This window comes from Nostoc spongiaeforme FACHB-130 (assembly GCF_014698475.1).
Classification (GTDB): Bacteria; Cyanobacteriota; Cyanobacteriia; order Cyanobacteriales; family Nostocaceae; genus Nostoc_B; species Nostoc_B spongiaeforme.
Genome location: NZ_JACJTB010000062.1, coordinates 1 through 21344 on the forward strand (window position 1 = coordinate 1; position 21344 = coordinate 21344).

Sequence of the window (21344 nt, forward strand, 5' to 3'; positions counted from 1 at the left end):
TAGTTCTGCTATTTTAGATTGTAGCTCCTGGTTTATCATTGTTAGCTATTAGACAAGACTGTTTCTCAGTATTATCTCGTAGTCTTTTTCAAAAATCAAATATGATTCCTATAGTTTAATAATTCTATCAGGAATAATTTTGTAGGGATGATTATTTGACATTTGGTTCTTTTACCCAAAAGAAAAGATTGGGATATCTGTGATTAAATTTTTTTACTTCTGCTTGAGCAGCAGTTAGGTTATCCCATAATTCCATCTCTCCATAATCACCTTTCATCATCTCAAACCTCCAGGAGACCCCCACCGAATCTTTTATTGTGCATAAGAGTAACCATCTTTTGCGTGAATGCGTTTACAAAATTTGTGCGATATTCCTTGAATCAATCCTTTTTTAGTAGAGATATTGAAACTACCTGACGAACGAATAGCCACTTTTCCCACATAATTACCAAGTTTTTTCCCAGTAGTAACAACTGCTTTTACGATGTCTCCAGTTTGAAAATTAAAATGTATTTTTTCTCTTGGGACATGACGATTAGGAAATCCAAATTTGTCCGTTCTGCATGATTGTCTTGAACCATGTCCGTTAGATATAATTAATAGAGGCTTGACGCATTTAATAATTAGTTTGGGTGTTGACTTACCAACACAAGCTGCATCTAACCAGTGAGTCTTTTCCAGTTTTTGTTGACTACGGTTGAACTTGGTCAAGCCACCAGAACCCGTTTCTACTGGTAATCCTGTTTCCCTCAAAGCCTTAAATAATGCCCATCGAGTTGTATTTACTGCTGCTGCATCAGCTAATGGTCTCTTAGCTTGTGCCAATATTTTGGTTAATTTTGATGGGTCTTTTTTAAGAAATTCTTTAATTTCTTTTGTCCCTTTTTTTGTGTTGCACTTTTCGCAACTTAAAGTGAGATTTGTAATAGAGTTACTTCCCCCCTTAGCTCGTGGGTGAATGTGTTCAACCTGAAAAGGAACGTCTTTAACACCACAATAAGCGCATTGTCTATTCCATTTTTCAAGTAAGTATTCTCTGGTTTCGTAGCCAGCAAGAGTACCTTGTTGATACTCTTCCCCTTGAATTTCAGGATTACGCATTAACTGCATATCAAAGCGTACTAACTCTTGACTAATAGCCTCAGTAGGCGCGAGTTTACACAGTTTGTTAACCCAGGTTTTTATATTCTCAACCCTACTTTGTAGACTCGGTGCTAACCAACCCTCTGGTCGTGTTCTGTTTAAAAATCTTGGTTTACGATATCTAGTTTTACGGTTTCTTCTGCTGCGTCTTAATTGTCGCCTAGATGTTAAAGCATCTCTAATTGCAAAGCCTCTATGTTTTAGTTCGGCTGCAAATACAACTTCCCCAGTAGCATCGTTGACCAATGCAATTCCTGTGTTTTTAGCACCTGGATCAAGTTTTAATCGAAGTGGTTGAACTGTTGAATCTGGATGTGATTCTTTTAAGATAATTGTGAACGGAAAGCGGCGAAATATTGCTGCTTTTTTGTTTCGCAATAGCTGCCTTGCCTGTGCTGAATGAATAGGGTCAAGCGGTCTTTTTTGAGTATCTATAACAAATATTTTGGACATAAGTCCCTCCATTTCTGGGTAAAGTTAGCCTGGACAATGATTTAAAGGCTTTTTACGTCAACGACACTAGCTTCAAACCCAATATGCTTGTTTAATCGTTAACCTCAGAGCTACAAACTGGCTGCGTATTTGTAGGTGAGATGACCTAAAAATCGTAGTGATTTAACACTTAGTCGGGTAAACTCTGGGCTTTTAAAGCCCCCACTGTACCTGTACTCAGGTCAGTGGTGGGTAGTTTACTGCTTCTTGTCTAGAATTTGGATGATTGAAAATTAGGGGTGATGCGTCTTTACTAGAATTTTTTCTTCGCCAACAAATACAATATTTGTCCATTTTATATAAACTGATAATAAAAGTAATTACTATCAGTTTATATTTTTATTATGCTGACTGTTTCATTTGGCTTAGAGCTATTAACATTTCTTCTCGATTGAGATGTCGTTTCTTGCCTGTTTTAGATACTTGGATAGCGTAACTCCATTTTATTCCAGCTTGCGAGCATCTTTTTCTTAACTGTTGAACAGTGATATGTTTGTTTGTAGATACTTGATTTTTGTTGGATATCTGAAGTTTGGATTTATCAGTTAAGTTTTCAATTTTACTTACAGTGGGTTTTATCGATGTAGTGCAATTGCAGTGCTTTTCAAAAGCGATAGATATCTCTAGCAAGAATTGGAAAATGAAGAGAGTAGAAAATCCGTACATAAGAATGTAGAGAAGCCCTGTGAGCATACATTGTGCTAATTCCATTGTTTTAACTCCTGTTGATATAATTAGTAACTGGCTATTTAATGAAGCGGTATACCAGCCTTCTATTTATATCAAAGCGTTAGCTTGTGTAAATTTACTCTGAATAAAAGAATCGATAATAAATTAATGGTGTAATAGTGATGAAATATCTTGGTCTTGGTTTGCTTAGATAAAGATGTCACTCTACATATATCTAACAACTGTTCTAATATTATCAACTAACTGTATTATCATATTCCAAATAGCTTTCCAGCCAAGTATCATTCCCCAAAATCCGCTAACAAATAGACCAAGTACTGATTTAAGGAAGATAACTCCCCTGTAATTTATCTCGACATTTGATTCGACTTTGGCATAGATAACACCATCCTCAATTTTATTTTTCAAATTTTTCATTTTTTGTTCTTCTTCTCTAATCCTTCTTTCTTCTTGCACTTTCCAGCCCCAAGGAACAAATCCCAAAATAATCGAAATTGGAAGGTAGAATGGCCAGTTATATATGTAGCCAAGAGAAGCATATATGATGAAAAAAGTTAGCCCCAAACCAGTACGCCAAACCAAACACCAAATAATAAATAAACTGTTGATAATAGCGTTACGGATAACTATACTTCGATTTTGATGATATGACATTTGAAGGTGGCTCCCGATAGCTAATATTTAATTTTTATTTATGGTGATTGCATACCTTAAGATTAAACTTAAGGCTAGTTTGAATTATCATCTTGATAGTTGGAAATTATAAAATACATAATAAATTCAATTACTTATTGAACCACACCAAATAAGGTTAAATCTACCAAAATATCATAACAATGTTTGTACTTAGCTAGGTATAGTTACTGTTGCTAAAATTGATATTTACTGTTTTACCGATTATATCTTCACTGATTTTAAATCTAAGCAAAGTTTTGATGATTTTTTTAATAAGTTTGAAATTGAGGTATAGGTTAAAAAAAATAAAAATGATTAAGATTTGACTCTTAACCATTTGATGATATATTTGTAAAATGATGGGATATAGCTGTGTTTGATTTACATGGTTAAGGCGTATGCCATTAGTTGTGGTTTTTCTTGTTGCGCCCCTTAGTAGCTGATTGCACCTTAAACCGTACCTGTTTCCCAATAGTTATCTCAGCAACATCGCTAATATCTTTACCAGATTTATAGGCTTCAAGAATTGCCTTATTATTAGCTTGGTACTTAATAACTCTAAATTCATCAGGAAAATCTTGATCATCTACCTCTACTAGTAAGTTAGCGACTTTGGGCGGGTTATCCCTGATTTCAATTACCCTTTCCTTACCAATATTTTTGTCACTGATTAATCCAATCTCGTGTAGATGGATCAGGGTACGCTTGATTTGTTCAAGTTGAGTTTTACGACGTGAGATTACCCGGTCGTGGAGTTCGGCTACTCGCACTTTTCTTTCTTCCCAGGTTTCAAGGTCAAGATTTAACTGGTCTACTACCCAGGCGATCGCATCAATTTTGGTTTCGATACCATCTTGAGCACCCATAAGTTCTTGTACGAGTTGTTCTACTTTACCTTCGTCGCCTAACTCGCTTGCTTCTTCTATCTGTGACCAGAGTTTAGCAGCATCTAAGCTTAACTCTTTGAGCGTGAGTTGATTGATTTCGCGTTCAATTGCTTGAGTCATAATTTACTTTTTGATATAAAAAACCAGTAGCAGTTACCTGCTACTAGTTGTTGACTAGGAAGAGTTGATGCTTGAAGGGAGATTGAATCTAGTACCCGTACTGCAAGTGATAGTAGTCTGACTTTTCTTGTGCCAATTCTGCTTCGTAGTCGTAGTAATTTGCCTCATCTAAAAACAGGCTAACTTGTTGAGTCTGCAATGTAGATTTTGGTGATTTTTGTGCCTTTTTTGGGTTAGAATTTATAACAGTTTTCATCTCTATACAACTTCAATTCATCTAATGAAGTTGCACGTTAGTGCTTGTTATAGTTCTGATGATTAAGGGAGAAAATTAATCTTCCCCCTTCTTATAATTATTGGTAATTTCTCTAAATTAAATTCTACAACGTAGAAAATGGTCAAGGTAGAATGGGCGATTACTCCTTTTGAGGAAGAGTTTGAACGTTGGTATCGTCAGGCTACCGAGAGAGGTTTCTGTCAGGATGTTCCAAAAAATATTTACCAGTACAGCAAGGAGAAATTTTGGTTAGAGTCAGCAATGATAAATTTTTATCAGGTTATGAACTACTTTCATGGCGACTAGCTAAAGATTCATCAATATCTTGACTATGGGTCAACTCTTTTATACCCTCGCTTTTCTCTTCGCTCTTGGAGCTTGTAGTAAGTTATTAACGCGGCTTGATAATCAGGACAATCTAAATCTTTTGACTTGCCAAATCCTCTATATATGGCACTGCCCCAAGTTTTAGTGATCGTCCATTCTCCAAATAGGTTTTGGCAAAGGGTTAAGGTGTAGAATCGCGTATCTCTTTGCCACTTTGATTGAAGCCATTTGTCAAGTTGGTAGGCAATTTTTACAGTCATCTCAACCACGCTTTTGCTGCTGGGAGCAAGAATCTGTCAACACAATGATTTTAATAATTAGGCTCGGCTTGCGCGTTACTGGAGTACCTATTACTCTTGCGGTTGCTCCTTTGATGAATTTGATTTAATTTAATACAATATTGTTGTTTTTATATTGAGTATTTAAGCAGAAAGTTTTTCGGAAAAATTTACCTGCGACATAACTTGTGCGCGTATTGAATTAGCAGCCGTCTCTGCAATTTCTGCTCTATCAGAATCAGTAAGAAGTACTGCAAGTAGCGATTTGAGAGCTTCGCGGTTAGATATAAACTCTTCACCGTATAAATCATCTTGCAGCAGGGTGGCTTCTAAGTAAGGTAATAGCTCAGGCGCAGGAGATAACAACCGCTCTTTAATGCGTCTCCTTGCAGTCTCTGTTGCCGCTTTTGTACCTACACCTAAATCCCATGTTTCAATTATTAGCCTGATTTCACGGTTAAGTGATACACGCAGCGTTGATAGGCGACCAAATAAAGGAAGGTTAAGCATTAAAGGTGGTAGTGCATTACCCCAATCCAAACCAGCACCAATAGTGCAATTGGCTTCATCTTCGATACGAACAGCTTCATCGAGCCATCCTTCACCAAAAAGTAAATCTATAGCTTCTTGGGTTGTTACTGGCTCATTCACCTGAGAATTATTATTTTGCTGTTGATGATTCATAAATTTTCACCTGCTCTCCGTCTCAATACACCATACTCAAAGTAAACCAAATTATCGTATTCTTCTTCAGACCCGCAGTTAAACATATTTTGTTTTTCGTAAAATCCTACAGACCTTGGTAAAGAATGTAACCCAACTCTACCTTCATACCCAAGCTCAACACTTCTAATTCTGGCGAAATTTAAAAGTGCTTGACCAACACCTTTGAATTGAGGCGGACGCTGAATTTCAATTCGGTTAGTGGGGGCAGTTGCAATACCATCAACATAAACTAGTCTCTTACCAATATTCAACCGGGAACCGTGCATTTGTGTTTCTATTATCATTAATCCTTGAGTTTTGTTTTCGCACTCAACTGCATAACCTTCAAGATTTGCTTGATTGGCAACATATCTTAATTTAAATATCCAGTCCCAGTATTTATCTTCTTGAGTAAATAACCTTAATTTTTCGAGCCAATCATTTACATAATCATCAACGTGTCTTTGTCCTAAATCTACCAAATATGCTTCAACAGATGTGTTATCGCTACCTCTTTTTAATTCGATTTTTCGCTGCACCTAAAGCTCCTAGTTATGAACTTATTCTTAAAGCTTATAACGGCTATTTTACTACTAAATAAAAGAGTAAATGTGAATGCGTATATCAATAGCTTTATGCCAACCAGCAAGCACAGCATCATCTGAAATGTCTCCAAGAACTACCAAACTATCTTCTTTATCCACATAGTAGGGTAAAGGTTCAGCCTCTAACCAACCATAAGCGATCGCTTGGGAGTTTTGCTCGTCAAAAACTGAAACTTTTAAGCACTGCTCGTACCTGAAGTAGTAATAGGGTAAATAGCAAGCTGGATATTCTCTTAAAGATTCGCGATTAACTGTGTATGATTGCCAACGTAGTCGCTCACCCTTAATTTCTTTTGGATTAGCTTCTAGCCAATCATAAAGTTTTTTAGCTTGCCTCAATGCGTGGTCTTTGCCTTCAAAAACAACGCTGGGAAGAAAAATATCGCCGTCAAAATGCACCGCGACTTCAAATAAATCTTCATCCTCATCTTCGGCTTCTGCTTCTGTTACCTCAATGATTCCAGCCTTATATAGTTCGGTCATTTCCCTGCATTGCTTCGTCAGATATACCCCTACATTATTAAAATTTTAGCTTTCAGTTACAAAATAATCAGAACGCTCTGTTGCTTCTAATACCTTATCTGGAAGGAAATTTTGTTTGTGTACACGAGCCAGCACCGTAGTGTTAGCGCGGTTCGGCATTATCTCCAGGAGGAACTAAAGCCCTATTCTTTTTCTTACCCGCGATCGCATTAACAGAGCGAATCAGTGTAAATTCAGAAATTCTTAAAATTAATAAAAATTCTAACTTGCCGGATGATATAACCCCGTATCCTGATTAAATTCCCATCCTAACCCTGCTCTATCCTTGCCTTTGCACCATCCCACAAAAAGCGGTGGTGGCAGATTAATTCGCTGCTCGCGTATAGTTTCTACACTTACACCAAGTCTTGAAGCTAAACCTTCTTCCGTTAGCGGTTGGATTCGAGGAGTTTGCCCTTGATAATATGAATTATTATTGTACGATTTCTTCTGCCGTTTCGGTTGGTTGTTGAGATAATTTTGAATTTTAATAATCGCCTCAGCAAATTGTTTCATTTGGGCTGTTATCTCTTCAGTTTTTTGTTCTAAAGAGTCCAAACGTTTATCTTCATTGCCAGCAATTGTATCAAGGTCATCTAGAGAACCATCTAGGTATAGCTCAATAAAACGGGTGAGCGTTGCTGTTGCTGTCGTGCCTTTCGAGTTGCAACGGGCGATAAACTGCTCCCACATCTTTTGGTCACAGTTGAAAGATGCTAGCTTCTTTGTTCTCCCTGTATTGCTCATATCTAGGTAATGTCTAGGTAATATCTAGGTAAACTAGTCCGCGGACAGGAACAACTGAGCGTGTTTCCATCTTGATAACTACCTTGACACTATCATGATGAGCGTATGAGTGCGATGGCCTAACCGCCCGGCGGAGGTGATGCCTTCTGGAGTGGCTTCCCCGTAGGGGTACACCTACGTTTTTTATTTTTTACCGATGTTTGCTTTTTCTACGCAGTGCGTGAGAAGTCCCAACACGCCCAACATGGTGAATGTACTTTGCAGTTGTCGCCGGGGAAGCATGGCCTAAATCTGCTTGCAAGTCAAAATCAGAAGCTCCATTTTTTTTAGCCAGCGTTGCGTGGGTGTGGCGCAGAAAGTGGGCGCTGAACTTAATTCCCGCACAAGCAGAAATTTCTTCCATCATCAGTCGCAACCCGCGATCGCTTAAAGGTTTACCCCTATCCCGCCGACTGGGACTAGGAAACACCGGCTGATCGTTGCCTGCATCCCCACGATAATCCAGTAGCACCGCACTAGTTTCCGGATCGAGACTAATGGTTCTAGTTTTATTTCGTTTCCCCGTCACAGTTAACAATAGACAGTCCCCATCCTCCCGAAACTGCCGCCAAAACAACCCCGGCGTAATTACGCGCTTACCATAATCAGAAGTTTGCCGGGCAATTTCTCCCGCCCTCACCCCACTGTAAAACATGAGAGTAAACAGCAGCCAATGCATCTTATTAGTGTTATGTTGCAAGTCTACTGCCATCGCCGCTTTTTCCAACTTAGCAATCTCGCGTTCCGAGAGAATGCGCTCTGCGAGCTTATCGTCCCACTGTATGCTTAAGTCCTTGCCCAAGTCGATAGCAAAATAACCAATAGAAGCTCTAGTACCCCACTCCCACAAACTTTTAATCGCTGCCGTGTATTTAGCCGCAGTATTTTTACTAATTCCATAAGTATTTTTCTTTCCCCGTACTGGCTTTTCATCCTTGAGCCAAGCCAGATAAGCGTGTAGATGGAATAACGTTACCATCCTCAAATCAGATATCCCAAACCGCGACTGCATATAATCGACAAGCTCATAACCAATTTGCCGATATGCCCGTCGCGTTTGGTCGCTTTTAATAGTGACAGAATGCACCCATAGCTCAATTAGCTGTTGTGTCGAATTAATTTTTTGGCGGTTGGGAAAATAATAATCCACAAGCGCAACACGAGCTTCATCAAGCGGTAGAGTCACCACCTCCACAGCAAGTGATTCCACGCTTTTGACGGGTAAATTTTCCATAATAAAATTCCCCAACCCCCACTGATAATTATGATGCCGAGAACCGTAATTCCCGGTATCTTTATGATAGTTGTTTCCCAAGCACCACAAAATTACTCATCGAAAATAATCTATATCGTATATCCGCGGATATCCCGTATGCGATGATGGTAGTGAGAAGAGTAAGGGAAGTAGGGGGAGATGGGGAGGTAGGGGGAGTAAGTAAATATTAGAACTCGAAGCAAATGGTTAAAGAACTGGTTAGAAATCACTTCTCCACAACAAAAGCGCGAGGGACTGGTGGAATATCCGCAGATAAATATAAAACTTCTGTCAGAAGAAGATCGGGAGTTGGTGAAGCAGGCCAAGCAGCGTGCTGAGGAGTTGCGCCTCACTTTTAAGGAGTTTGTGCTGAATTGTATTAGAAACGCACTCTTTGAAGAGAGTCCAGATGGTGCAGATAGTGCAACTGCTGCTGAAATTGAAGCTTTAAAAGCTCAAATCGCCACTCTGGAAGAGAAGGTGAATATTCCTTCTGCGACCAAATCGGAAGTACATACCCTCCAGGAGCGGTTAAATCAATTGCGGGTGGGGATTTCAAATGAAATTAAGAAAGATAGGGAGCAACTTGCTTCTTTAACGTTGGCGATCTCCCGACTTGAAAGCCAAGTTGAGCAGCTGATACCTTCTTTAAATCTTCAAGTGGATGGCGAAGGTAATGCCGACAGTGATAGCGACTGGATTTTTGGGGAAGACTCAGGCAGTTTGGGAGGAGAAGATGTTGGGGGTTTTTGAAATTTTGAAAGATGGAACAAACAAGTCAAATCCTCTTTCCTTCTGCTTTCTGCCTTCTGCTCACTGAGCGCAGCCGAAGTGTGCCTCCTGCCTTGTTTCTTGAAAGAGGGTTAAGCCTGAACATATTTGCAAAGCTTGGCAGCGTTTACATGAGCAAAACTGGCTTACTTCGAGGTAATTGTTATAAAAACTTTTCTTAAGACCTTCGTTGGCAAGTTCCAGCACAGGGTTTTTTGCAAGTGAAACACACAATAGTTTGTTGGTACTCTATAATTTGCTGGCTAGTAAAATACTTTTCCCTAATCCGAACCTCTTTCATACGGTTAGGCTCAATTAATGCTGCAAAATCACCAGGAAAGTAACGTATCTGCTCTTTTGCATTTTTTACCTCAACACCATCTATACTTTCCACCATCAAATTTGATTTCAGTTTTAAATTTGATTTTTTCATAGCAGATTATCTCAAATAAAAATTACGCAAACCGTAAGCCATAACATAAATCGTGAATATCAGTATAAACTGGTTTATCTTTTACAGATCCCTTGGCACTAACTCGCAAGATTACATCCTTATCTATCCTGAAGTCAGCAACAATTCTTTCCTTGTATATACTTTGTAATACTTTAGATATCGGAACATTAATAATTTCTTTTACTTGATGTTCTCGATTATCTAAATTTGTAGTAATAATTAACCTGCCTTCGCCTTCTCGATTATCTGTACAAAAAAACACAACTTCTTTTTTGGCAGTATCCGGTTTTAGAATAGTTCCGCTGTCAAATACGGTGTAGTGACTTTGGTCTGCAAGCTGAATATCAATAGGCTGAACTAAATATGGTTGCCAATTATAGTAAGAAATAATTGCTGCACCTTCAGCAATAACTGTGTCTGCATTAGGAAGCTCAATAACTTTAGTCAGCCCAAAAGTTTTATGCATTTCATTAATAAGTAGCGGAATGCGAGAAGTTCCACCAATTAGTAGCACCTGATTAATTTGTGATGGCTGAAGACGTGCATCGTGCAAAATTTTATCTACAAAACCCATCGCATCTTGGATTTGCAATTGAATAAGGGATTCAAATTGACTACGATTTATATCTTGGAATAAGTTATAGCTTTTTTGATTGTCTGAATAAAAATCAAAAAGTTCTATTGAAGAGTTCTGCTTGAGACTTAAATCTATTTTACAAAACTCTACTTCATGAAGCAGTAGACTTTCAATCCCTGGCTCAATCCGAAAACCTTCTGAGCTAATACCCTTTTCTTTCTGAAATGTATCTATCACATAATTTATCAATAGTTCATCAAAATAATCTCCCGATTTACCATTAGCACCAGCAGTGCTAACTTCGTATAAACAACCAGAATCAAGTTTGACTAAAGTAATGTCTAAAGTTCCTCCACCCCAGTCAAATACTAAAATATTTTCTCGCTTTTGCTTCAGATTATCCCACCGATTTGAGTCAGCTAATAAATAGCCAACAACCGCAGCAAAAGGCTCATGAATAAAAGTTTTTATAGTAATTCCTGCCATTTCAGCAGCTTTACGAATCGCCCTTCGCTGCCGCCCATTAAAATATAGTGGTACAGTTATAACAGCTTCTTTAATAGCCTGGAAGTTCCGATATCTTTTTTCAGCGTCTTCTTTTAAAAAGCGAAAAATTTCGCTGGCTACCTGCCACGTATATTTAGGCTTACCAAAAATCTCGAACTCTTCTTCCTTCTGAATTTGACTTTTAATTGATCTAATAAATTTATTGCCAGGTGTATTCTCAAAATCTCTAATTTGGTCTTTAGCCTTTCGACCTACAATAGGCTGAGAATCGCCTTGATACCAAATTACCGATGGATGTGGCAGATTTTTCTCATCCACAAATGAAGTTACTTCTCTGCCATTAAAAGCAGCAGCTACTGAGTTAGTCGTACCAAAATCAATACCAAAACCCACCATAATCAAATCTACTCTGTTAATTGTTCTCTAATTTTTTTAAGGATTCTCAGTCCCATTTGGCTATTTTCTTGAAAGTTATCATTAGCACCAATTAAACATCGCTCTAACTTGTTTAATTCATGCTCTAGACGATTTTTCACATTGCTTAATGTGGCTTCTTTCTGCTGACTAATCTTAGCTTGGCTAGAAGTTTCCAATTGTGCATATAGTTCTCTTTCGTGTTCTATATCATTTTGACTCTGTTCTAAGTTTTTCTCTGCATCTAGAATTTGTTGCTTTAACTCTTGGCATTGTTGTTCTAACTGATATATATAATCTTCTCTCTGCTTACGTAATTCTCGTTCTGTCTGTAAGCTATCCCGTAAATCAGCAATTTCTTGCTCCTGTCGGCTAGCTAGAATCTGAGCGTGTGTGCCGTATAATAATAATCGTTTAGCCTCAGTAGCACTGGGTTTAGCTAACTTAAATAGTTCAGCAACAGCTTTAACTCGATTTTTAATATCACTTTCTTGTTTAGGTTGGGATTTAGTAAGCTGCTGGTAGTAATTAGAGTCTGATAGCACATCCAAAATTATATTCATACGGCTTGCAATTGCTGAAACTTCGCCTTCAGCAATTAAAAATGATATTAAATTCCTCAGAAAATCAAGTTTTTTATCATCCTCTTTTACTTTTAAAGATTTTTGGTTTGTATCTAGGTTAATTATCTTTTCTTTAATAAATTGAAATACTTGTTTATCTCCTAAGTTTTTAAGTATATTTTCTTGAATACCTTCTTTTAAATCTAGTGTTTCACTGATAAAATTCCCAAGTTTTGGAATAATTCCATCTAGTGTTCTTAAACCATTTTCAGAGCTAAAGTTAGCAGCAACTATAGCTAAGTGTACAATGGTACGATATTTCAAAGGACAGTTAATAATTGCAGTAACTATCTTATTTTGCTGTTGTGTATCCAACTTGAATTGCTTACCAGGGTTAACAATTAGATGAATAAATCGCTCTGCTGTTTCAATCTTCCATTCTGTTTGTTTCACTAGTTTGTTCAGATGCTCACACAAATCTTCTGCCGAACGAACTTCTTGAACTAGCCTTGGAGTTTTTTGTATTTGAGAATCTTTAGAAATATTTTTAGACATTAAAAACCTTTTGCCTCCGCTCCAAAAATAGGATGAGTTTTGAGACTACGGTAAGCTTCTCTTGCTTGGTTTACTTCTCCCCACTCTCGAAATAGTCGAGCCTTCAGTAAAGATAGCTTGTCCTTATAGTTGCGGTTGCTCATATTGTTGAGCAGGCATTCTAACTTCACTAGCCATCCGTACTTAAGAGTTGAGCGATCGCAATAGTAAAGTTTTAATGCTTCTAAAAACTCTTCATGAAAATAATCAATAATGATTCCTTGGGTTTGTCTGCTGCTATATGGAGGTAAAGTAATAGCAGCAACACGTTCATAATCATTTATAAAAAACTGACTAGCCAAAAAAAATAAAGAATATTCTGATGCTTCTGCCATCTGCCAAAACCAATTCATTTTGAAGGTAATTGAGTAGCGAGTCTGTTGTGCAAGCACAGATGGGAAAGGTTGCAAGTAACCAAAAGCTCTACCAAACTGCTCAGAAAGTGACTGATAGTTGCTTGAACTTTCATTTATCTCTTGGTAATGCGCTCCCAGATATTCCAACATCCCTTTAAGGTACTGCTTGCGTAAGGGATGCTCATTTGAGCGATTGAGGGGAGTTTTGTAATCAACCCAACTATCTATACTGTTGCCCCTATCTATTCGGGTTTGTAAATCAAAGATTATATCGTCTAAATCACTGAAGTTAAGCTTTTCAATGTCTTCGTTAGTAAATATTTCATCGTTGGTTAGGATAGCGCCGTTGACGGGGATGTAGCCGTAATAATCTCGGTGTTCGTTAAAGATGTGGTTTTGTAAGTCTGTGTTACTGAAAAAGAATTGCTGACAGAGTGGACAGATGACAGAAGGAAAACTATAAGGTGTCGAGGAGGGTATTCCCAGCTTTTGGCGAATAGATTCAATTTTCCAGCCTTCAGATTCGGCATTATCCTCGACAGTATCTAAGAAGATTCCCATAGCACCCATTGTGTGTAACTTTATGAGTGAGCGCATTTTTTGGGACGCTCACTCAGTTAAGATTTCCTAGTTATAGAGTTCCCTGGTAGCTACGGAAATTAACAGTCTAGATTTGCAAACCACATCAGCGTCTGTTGGCAAACTTGTTAATTGGGTTTATTTCGCCTCATACAAATCCGATTATTTGTATAAAAAAACTAAATAACCGTTAGTTGATTTTACGAAGAAAATAGTTGAGCTACTCAGCATAAGCAAGTTAATATTGCTACCAATGTCAAAACTAACTCCTGCCAGAAGTGCATTGCTATTAGTCGCTGCTACTATATTTGGCTCCTTTGGACGAATGGTGAGCAATTTATTGACCTTGGTGTTGATGCTTATGAGCAACAGTACCGAAAACGGGTAGTTAATAACCTCAAGAAAAAAGCTTTGGCTTTTGGTTTAGAACTCATCCTCATTTCTGACTCAACGCAATGTGTCTCTTGAGAGCAAATCTTAAATGGTTTTCTCAACTACTACATAAGTAGTAAATTTAACACGGTATTTTCCGCATTCTCTTGCTAAAAAGGTCATCCCGATATCAAAAATCACCTGATAATGTAGTCCGTCTTGTCGGTAGATTTCCAGAACACGACCATGAGGAATAAGGTAACTCCATTGTTTGAAGTCAACTGAGCGTTTAACTCGAACCGACAAATTATTTTCATTCGGTTGGAGTTGAACAAATATTTTTTTAAGCTCTTTCTCTAGGGTAAAAGCATTCTTAACATCCTTATCTTCGGCTGTGAGAATTTCTACATGAGAGTGAGTATCAAATCCACCCCAATTTAATAATTCAATTAAAATGGAAGCTCCTTCTTCTCTCAGATAGCGATCGCGATACACAACTTTCGTCACCTTGCTTCCAGATAAAGCAGCCTCTAATCTCAGTTTATTTCTAAGTTCTGATATGCTGAAGTCGCCGCGCCATTCCTTCTCATAGGGGTTTAAGAAGATTACGGTAGTGTTTAGGTCTTCTAACTCAGATGCTTGGACAAGTCTTGCTTGTTGACGTAATGTTTCTAACCGACTAACAACTGTTTCAACGCCTTCTTTGCTTCGGGTTTGAAACCATACCTGTGGTTTATTATTTGGAGATTGCTGCAATGACAGAGCAATACGGTTACTTTGGTCGCTATTGAAACAGAGAGTTGGGACATCCTTATGTAAATTTTCAGGGAAATGTTCAGCACAAGCTTGGTAAAGTTGTACTAAACCTTGGTCTATCAACTGTTGTAAGCGTTTTCTCCAAACCTTAAGGTGATTTCGTTGATCTAAAGAAGGATCTGAAAGTGCATTGGGGTCTGGCAAATGGTTTACTATTAATTCAAGTGGCTTATTAATCAGTCTCATAGAATAAACTGCATCTGTAAGCAGATTTAACCAAGGCAAATTTGAACCTTTATTTAAACCAAACTCATCAATTAGTTTGGGTAAATAAATTAAAGTATCTGGTGCAGCCGCTCGGCAAATTGCTGGTAAGTTATCTGCTATGAGAGACAAACTTATTTTGTTGGAGTTGGGAGCAAATTTTTGTAATTCTTCATCCGGACTGACCTGCTCAACTATCGGTCTAAGAAAATCTGCTACTAAATGACGATTAAATTGGTTGTGAAATGGCTGGTTTGAGTAAGTTTGCAAACAGTCATAACAACTAGTTGCACAGTTGCATGATGAAACTATTTTTAATGCTGTCTTTAAAACTTCATCAAAGCGTTCGGCAATGCGACGGCTGTATCCTGCCCCTCCAGGCACATTGTCATAAATAATAATGTTAGCGCGTTTGTCCGAACGAGGCGTAAACAGTCCATCTAATTCTGTACGCGGTACGTCAATTACTTGGGCTGCTGCTGCTAACAATGCATAGGTGAGAGAACGCCAAAATTCTAAACCTCGGTTGCGATTTTTTGTATTGGTAAAAATTTCGCCATCATCTTCGCGTTCTCCATCTTCGCCGAACAGGGGTGTAGGTTCGGTTTTGGAATCAAAGACAATTTTTAGCAAATCGCTACAAAATTCATGTCCCAAATGCATCAATGTATAGCGGCCAGAACATGGTTTTCCAGTTCTGGGATGAGTATGAGGAATTTGTGATGATTGTTGACTAGTTGCAGAGTTTTTATTGGCTCCTTTTTTACCTCGGCTTTTTTTCGTTTCTCCTTTGGGTAATAAATCGCTCAAATCGCGTCCACAGGTACTACAAATTGCAAATCCTTTTCTATCAAACCCTTTGTCTTTACCATAGGAACCTTGATTAGCTAAAAAGAAATTTCCACCTTTGCTAACAGTAAGAGTATACAAACCCAATTGTGGAGGTAAGGTTTCTGATAAATCTCCATCATTTATTAAAAAAATCTGAGATACTGGTTGACGCTGCGGTTTAATGTATGGGGTGACTTCTGGAAGTTTTTCCCAATCAGTTGTAAATGCTTTGGGAACTTTGTAAAGTTTCATTTTTTTAGCCGCAGGTAAGGATGGCTCATCACCGCAAACGGGACAAGATTCTACTGGTTCATCTCCCGTATTAGCATCTAAAAAATGATTGCAATTTTGGCAAACCCAATAGAACTTTTGTTCTAATTCTGTTGGTTTGAGAATGCCAACACTTTTGTACATTCGGTCATCTACTATTATTTCTTGGTCTGGAGCATATTCACCAAGAGCAAGTCGGCGATCGCGTTCTAGTCGATGTTTTCCTTGTGCTGAATTATACTCATTGCTTTCCCCGGTCAAAAGACGAACTACGTCAATAGGAAAACCATAAATTGGTAGGATACTGGCTTGGGCTAGTTCGTCATGTAAGCGACGAGAGCCAACTTTATCAAGTTCGCGCTTTGTCCCAGCAATAAGTCTAGCTATTTTCTCTAAATTTTTTGTTTCAGATGGGTCGATCATGCGGTTTCGTAGTTCAAGCATATCTTCCGCTAAACTATTCCAATCTTGAAGTTGCTGCTGTTGAAAATCTTCAATCCCATCTTCAAAGCCTCTCAGCACTATAGCAGCTTGACTTTCAGAGCTACCTAACCGAGTTAGCCACTGCGTGGCTAGGTCTGCTGCTGCATTGCTATTTAACCATTGTTGTAACTTACAAATCTTGGCTTCAGCAGGAGGAGTGAAATTTTCAGAGGAAGCAGGATTTTCTAGTGGTAAATCCAAAAACTCTGCTATTTTTATTTCTTCTGCACTGAGATTCCAGTTTTTTCGTAAAAATGCAGCTAGTAACTCAGCGTGAATGTGACGCTGCTGTATTTGGAAGTTACCAGAATCAAGCTTGGGGATTTGATTGCTACCAGCAATTAACTCTTTTGGTTGCTCAAAATAAAAGCGGTCGTGGGGACGACGTTGCCCATACATTAAAGTAATAGCTACACCATCTGTGCGTCGTCCAGCGCGTCCGGCTCGTTGCTGGTAGTTGCTAACATGGGGAGGGAAATTGCGAAGAACCACCGCTTGCAACTCACCAATATCTACACCCATTTCTAAGGTTGTCGAACAACTGAGCATATTAATGCGACCTTGGCGAAAACGATTTTCGCGTTTTTCTAGTTCTGCAACACCTAGCTGTGCTGTATGTTCTTGCGATCGCAGTGGTAAAGGTGAGCGTTTTTTAATTAAATATTGCTGGTAATGTTCGGCAGCAGTTTGTTCAATTTTTTCTGGTGTGTAAGGTTCAAGAGTACCTTTACACTTATAAGCTGAACATTTTTGGACGTTAAGTGTCGCCTTCGTGATTTTTAATAAACCTGGAACATGAAAAACCTGCTGGCAGCAATTACATTTATACCAATCTTGCTGCGTTTCAATAATATTTAACTGTCCCCAGTTAAGTTGATATTCCTTTTTGGCTGTAACAAGTAAGCCAAAATCTTGAAGCTGACGGGAGAGCCATAAAAAATCCTCTTTGCTGGGAATATTTTCTTCACCAAATATTTGTGATAAATACCAACCTAGCCGATTGAATGGCTTTCTTAATTTCCCATTTTTCCAGGGCATAAATGAAATTGAATCTTTAAATTTCTTGATTTCATCGTCTAATTTATCCTTCAAAAATAAATAGTTCTTGGATTTACCCTGAGCATCTACCATTTCGGGACGACGGCTATCCCCTCCAGTTTCTGGGAAATAATAAGATGAATTTTCAATGCTGACAATCCCTGCACGACGAATAATATCTGTAAGGACTGTTAAAAAAATCCTTGCTTCATCGTTTGTGATTCCAAAATGACCCGCAACCAGTTCAATCAATCGTTCATCTAAATCGATATGGCAAGCTAGTAATGCAAAGGCTTCTAAAGTTGAACGACGGTTCAAAACGAGAGCAAATTCTCTAAGTAATATTTCCTTAGCTCGTTTTTGAGCTAAATCTTCTGCATCTATTTTATTTTTTCTATCTTTAGGTTCTTCCTCTGGATCGTTAGGACGGTAACTTTTATAATTTGCATCAGATTTTCGGTCAGGATGAGGAATATAAAATTCTAAAAATCTTGCTTTCAGTTGGTTAATTACTTGATTAACAGATGTAATACCTTCAGCGTTTTTTACCTGATGAAATGCTTGCCAAAGCATCTGGCGGTACAGCATTTCGGTATGGGTACGTTGATAGTCTGAAGCGAAAAATGCTGCATCTTGACGACCATCGGAAAAGGTAAGTAATTTCCGCTTTGAAGAGTTTTTATCAGTCTTTTCTGTTTCGGGTAATAGTTCAAAGAGACTATCCAGCATCGCCTCTAATGGACCATCTGTATAAGTCACAAATCGATTGATTGCTAAAGTAGTGCGCCCAGTTCCAGCACCACAAGCAGCACATCTGTTTAAATAACAACCACCTTCATCTTTATCATTTTTTTGGCGATGCCATGCTAAGGTGAGTTCATTTTGTGCTGTTACTTTGTTTGTAAACGCTTCATCTGGAAGTTTACCAATCCAGCCATGTTTATGAAGTTCAAATTTAAAACTTTTTATAATTGTTGATTCTTGTTCCTCTTCATCTTCACCCATTTCCTCTTCTTCTGTTACACTGTCTAAATTACCAGAAGTCAAAGTGTAAATCTTGGTATTATCCTTTAATCCTTGAATTGATCTGGGTAAAGATTCTAGTTCCCCCGAATCTTGGCGTTGAGTAAATACATAACCCTGACCGCATTGAGAACAACTACCCAATTCTAGTACAGGGGAGCCACAGCATTCACAGGTTTTTTTCTCATTCAAATAAAGTTGCCCATACCGTGCTTCACGCTCTGAATAAAGCGGGTCGTGCGCTGCTCCCGAACATTTGGGATTAATGCAGGCATAAAGTCCCTCTAAACTGCGAAATAAAAGATGCAATCTCACAGGAAGTAAAGGTAAATCATCTGGATTTTGACGAGCGAGAGTACCTATTTGCAGCAAATGAGCTAACGCAACTTCTGCATCTGTATCATCAACGCTACCATCTAATTTAATTGGCAGATTGACACCCCATAATTCTGGAGATCGAACTATTTCTTCCCAAGGTTTAGGTTCGCGGCAAAGTATATTAATCAGTCGATGTATTAAGGGATGTCCCTTGAGAGCAAACCAGAGGAATTTGTGAATATCATTATCAGCTTGCGATTCAGCTATTTTTAGTTGTTGTTCGGGGACGATAGCGCTCAGTGGGTCAAACCAAGAACTAATAGGAGAACCTGGTTGTGGTAATTCGATAATACTTAAATATTGTAGAATTTCTTCATTAATAAGTGCAGCAGGTAGGGTATAATGGTTGCCTAATCGGTCTTTGGCATTGAGACGCTGACCGCGAATTACTTGACTAAAAGTTTCACCAAAAAACTCTCTTGCAAATGCAAGAACTTTATCATCAACCAAAGCATTTCCTAAGCTGGCACTAGTAGCAATACAGCGAATTTTACCTTTTTCTTCCACACCTATAGAAGCTTTAAAACGCTCCAACAGCATAGAAACTTCGCTACCCTTAGCACCATCATAGGTGTGAGCTTCATCTACTACTAACATTTTGAAAGTATTTACTGAAGCCTCAAAAATTTTTTCTCGCTCCTTGGGTCGAATTAACATATGCTCCAGCATGGAGTAGTTGGTGATTAAAATATGGGGTGGTGCTTCCCACATTTCTTCTCTTGAGAGTAATTGTACTCGGCTAGTTTTCTCAATAGCTTTATCAATTAATTCCTCATGTTTTATAGATTCTATTTCAGCCGAGGTAAATAATTGCCGCAGTTCCTCTGGATCGTAAGCGGCGAATTCTTCTCTTAATGACTCTATTGCTTTACCTCTGTCTTTTTCGGTGCGACTGGTGTAGAATCCAAATTTAGTTTTGGTTGTCGTCTTTTGGCGACATAATAATTGCCGCAGACGTTTAACTTGGTCATTTACCAGAGCGTTCATCGGGTATAAAATTAGCACCCGGACTCCAGCAAGCGATAAATTATCTCCTTCTTTCAGCAGCATATCGAGCATGGGTGTCAGAAAACACTCAGTTTTTCCCGAACCTGTACCAGTTGCAACGACTATATTTTCCTGTTGTTCCACAACTGCGCGGATCGCTTTTTCTTGATGTTCGTACAAACGGCGATTACTAGGTATAAATAGTGTTGCCATATCAGGGTGTAAAACCCCTTGTTCGACCAAATCATTGATACTAAGACTTGATTTATATGGCTGGGAACCTTCGAGGTAAGGATGTTGCCAAAGGTTTCCAGGTTGCTCTAATAATTGCTTAAAACCGTAGCGGAGATGGGGATCGCGTAGGGGGTAAGCTGTAAGTAAATAGCGAATAAAATCTGCACGGGGTTGTTCAACTGCTGCGATTGGATCTAGATATTTAGTCATACTAATTTAGCTCCTAAACGTTTAAATGCTTCTTTGACAAGTGGCCAGTTTCTTGATTGAAAATTTCGAGTTCTGTATTCTTCTCCAGACTCAGAAATATGCCATAACCACCGTGCATAGTTACTGGGAAGATAGACACCTTGCAAATTTAACTTTCCTGGAGGTTCATCCCAAATAATTTTTAAAGGACATCCCATTTGTTTGTCCTGGTAAAACATAGCTAAAATAGCTAAATCTGGCTCTAATTCATAAAAATTTTGGTCTTCAAACCAGAGATATTCACCTGTGGGCAAGCGCAATATATCTTCGTTTTTGATACTCTCGCGACTCGGATTGCGCCAACGTTCTTTCTGCGCTTCATTACAGGGTACGTATCGCTGAATGTACCTTTCATTTTGCCAATTTTTAATAGAAAAAGGGTCTTCCGTCCAAGTTGAACGCAACTCCGATTTCAAGGGTCTTCTTGGTATTGATAAATTTTCAATACTATCTGAAATAGTCAGCAACCGAATACCAGCTTGACTTAGGCGGTCTTTAATTCTATGAAAATGATTACTTTTAGGGCGCAATAGTAAGGGATTTTGAGGGTTTTTTTGACTTTCTAGGACTTGATGAGCCAGAGTCAAATAAGCGCGATCGCCCCGAAATAACAAATTTCTCAAATCTTCTTTATTTTGAGCCAAAACCATCGGAGGAGCCATACAGTAATGGTTGCGTCTTCCTGCTAGCACTTCCCCTTCTGCTTGCAATTCATTTAGGGTATCTTGAATTGTATCTGTTAGGTTTTCTTGAGATTCGTTAGGAGAAAGACTTGAAACTAAAAGCGAAATAATCTGATGCTTTGTTAAAGGCTGTGGGATTGTTCGATTACCGGAATGACGATGATTACTGAGTAGTCGAGTAATTTTTTCATTTAACATA

General features: G+C 38.5%; 19 protein-coding genes. 2 read left to right on the forward strand and 17 right to left on the reverse strand.

What is annotated here, in order from left to right; genetic code table 11:
* Window positions 1-151: 151 nt before the first annotated feature.
* The 6 genes from H6G74_RS31665 to H6G74_RS28075 all read right to left on the reverse strand — a co-directional run bounded on the left by H6G74_RS31665 (window position 152) and on the right by H6G74_RS28075 (window position 4263).
* On the reverse strand, window positions 152-280 hold the full coding sequence (locus tag H6G74_RS31665) for a hypothetical protein (protein WP_255449080.1): 129 nt from the start codon (window positions 278-280) through the stop codon (window positions 152-154).
* A gap of 32 nt (window positions 281-312) precedes the next feature.
* The gene (gene iscB / locus H6G74_RS28055; protein ID WP_190970862.1) at window positions 313-1596 is read right to left on the reverse strand and encodes an RNA-guided endonuclease IscB; all 1284 of its coding nucleotides are present in this window, start codon (window positions 1594-1596) and stop codon (window positions 313-315) included.
* 381 nt (window positions 1597-1977) lie between these two features.
* The gene (locus H6G74_RS28060; RefSeq protein WP_190970863.1) at window positions 1978-2346 is read right to left on the reverse strand and encodes a hypothetical protein; all 369 of its coding nucleotides are present in this window, start codon (window positions 2344-2346) and stop codon (window positions 1978-1980) included.
* 183 nt (window positions 2347-2529) lie between these two features.
* Complete coding sequence (locus tag H6G74_RS28065; protein WP_011316882.1) at window positions 2530-2979, reverse strand: hypothetical protein; 450 nt, start codon at window positions 2977-2979, stop codon at window positions 2530-2532.
* Window positions 2980-3404: 425 nt separating this feature from the next.
* On the reverse strand, window positions 3405-4007 hold the full coding sequence (locus H6G74_RS28070; RefSeq protein WP_190970864.1) for a siphovirus Gp157 family protein: 603 nt from the start codon (window positions 4005-4007) through the stop codon (window positions 3405-3407).
* An 88-nt stretch (window positions 4008-4095) separates the two neighbouring features.
* Complete coding sequence (locus H6G74_RS28075) at window positions 4096-4263, reverse strand: hypothetical protein (protein WP_190970865.1); 168 nt, start codon at window positions 4261-4263, stop codon at window positions 4096-4098.
* 138 nt (window positions 4264-4401) lie between these two features.
* Between H6G74_RS28075 and H6G74_RS28080 the strand changes: the two genes are divergently transcribed.
* A complete protein-coding gene (locus H6G74_RS28080) occupies window positions 4402-4590 on the forward strand; it encodes a hypothetical protein (RefSeq protein ID WP_190970866.1) in 189 nt (62 codons plus the stop codon).
* A 443-nt stretch (window positions 4591-5033) separates the two neighbouring features.
* Here H6G74_RS28080 and H6G74_RS28085 read toward each other — a convergent pair whose 3' ends face one another.
* From H6G74_RS28085 to H6G74_RS28105, 5 genes are all read right to left on the reverse strand, one after another.
* Window positions 5034-5573: a hypothetical protein gene (locus tag H6G74_RS28085; protein ID WP_053457996.1), complete on the reverse strand. Its 540-nt coding sequence runs from the start codon at window positions 5571-5573 to the stop codon at window positions 5034-5036.
* Entirely contained in the window at window positions 5570-6133 is a 564-nt protein-coding gene (locus H6G74_RS28090; RefSeq protein ID WP_190970867.1) for a GNAT family N-acetyltransferase, read from the reverse strand. The genes H6G74_RS28085 and H6G74_RS28090 overlap by 4 nt, the downstream gene beginning before the upstream one ends.
* A gap of 54 nt (window positions 6134-6187) precedes the next feature.
* Entirely contained in the window at window positions 6188-6682 is a 495-nt protein-coding gene (locus H6G74_RS28095; RefSeq protein WP_190970868.1) for a hypothetical protein, read from the reverse strand.
* Window positions 6683-6943: 261 nt separating this feature from the next.
* On the reverse strand, window positions 6944-7414 hold the full coding sequence (locus tag H6G74_RS28100) for a hypothetical protein (RefSeq protein ID WP_242048518.1): 471 nt from the start codon (window positions 7412-7414) through the stop codon (window positions 6944-6946).
* A 244-nt stretch (window positions 7415-7658) separates the two neighbouring features.
* Window positions 7659-8741: a tyrosine-type recombinase/integrase gene (locus H6G74_RS28105; protein ID WP_190876680.1), complete on the reverse strand. Its 1083-nt coding sequence runs from the start codon at window positions 8739-8741 to the stop codon at window positions 7659-7661.
* A 279-nt stretch (window positions 8742-9020) separates the two neighbouring features.
* Between H6G74_RS28105 and H6G74_RS28110 the strand changes: the two genes are divergently transcribed.
* A complete protein-coding gene (locus tag H6G74_RS28110) occupies window positions 9021-9515 on the forward strand; it encodes a hypothetical protein (RefSeq protein ID WP_190970869.1) in 495 nt (164 codons plus the stop codon).
* A gap of 196 nt (window positions 9516-9711) precedes the next feature.
* Here H6G74_RS28110 and H6G74_RS28115 read toward each other — a convergent pair whose 3' ends face one another.
* The 6 genes from H6G74_RS28115 to H6G74_RS28140 all read right to left on the reverse strand — a co-directional run bounded on the left by H6G74_RS28115 (window position 9712) and on the right by H6G74_RS28140 (window position 21343).
* Window positions 9712-9966: a hypothetical protein gene (locus H6G74_RS28115; RefSeq protein WP_190970870.1), complete on the reverse strand. Its 255-nt coding sequence runs from the start codon at window positions 9964-9966 to the stop codon at window positions 9712-9714.
* A 22-nt stretch (window positions 9967-9988) separates the two neighbouring features.
* Window positions 9989-11467 carry an Hsp70 family protein gene (locus H6G74_RS28120; protein ID WP_190970871.1) on the reverse strand — a complete coding sequence of 493 codons (1479 nt, stop codon included), beginning with the start codon at window positions 11465-11467 and terminating at the stop codon, window positions 9989-9991.
* Between the two features lie 8 nt (window positions 11468-11475).
* Window positions 11476-12603: a hypothetical protein gene (locus H6G74_RS28125; protein WP_190970872.1), complete on the reverse strand. Its 1128-nt coding sequence runs from the start codon at window positions 12601-12603 to the stop codon at window positions 11476-11478.
* On the reverse strand, window positions 12603-13595 hold the full coding sequence (locus H6G74_RS31420; RefSeq protein WP_242051371.1) for a hypothetical protein: 993 nt from the start codon (window positions 13593-13595) through the stop codon (window positions 12603-12605). The genes H6G74_RS28125 and H6G74_RS31420 overlap by 1 nt, the downstream gene beginning before the upstream one ends.
* Window positions 13596-14054: 459 nt before the next feature.
* Window positions 14055-20423, reverse strand: a complete 6369-nt coding sequence (locus tag H6G74_RS28135) for a DEAD/DEAH box helicase (protein WP_190970873.1) — start codon at window positions 20421-20423, stop codon at window positions 14055-14057.
* Window positions 20420-21343 (reverse strand): hypothetical protein, encoded by a 924-nt coding sequence (locus H6G74_RS28140; protein ID WP_190970874.1) that lies wholly within the window; start codon window positions 21341-21343, stop codon window positions 20420-20422. The genes H6G74_RS28135 and H6G74_RS28140 overlap by 4 nt, the downstream gene beginning before the upstream one ends.
* Window position 21344 lies beyond the last annotated feature (1 nt).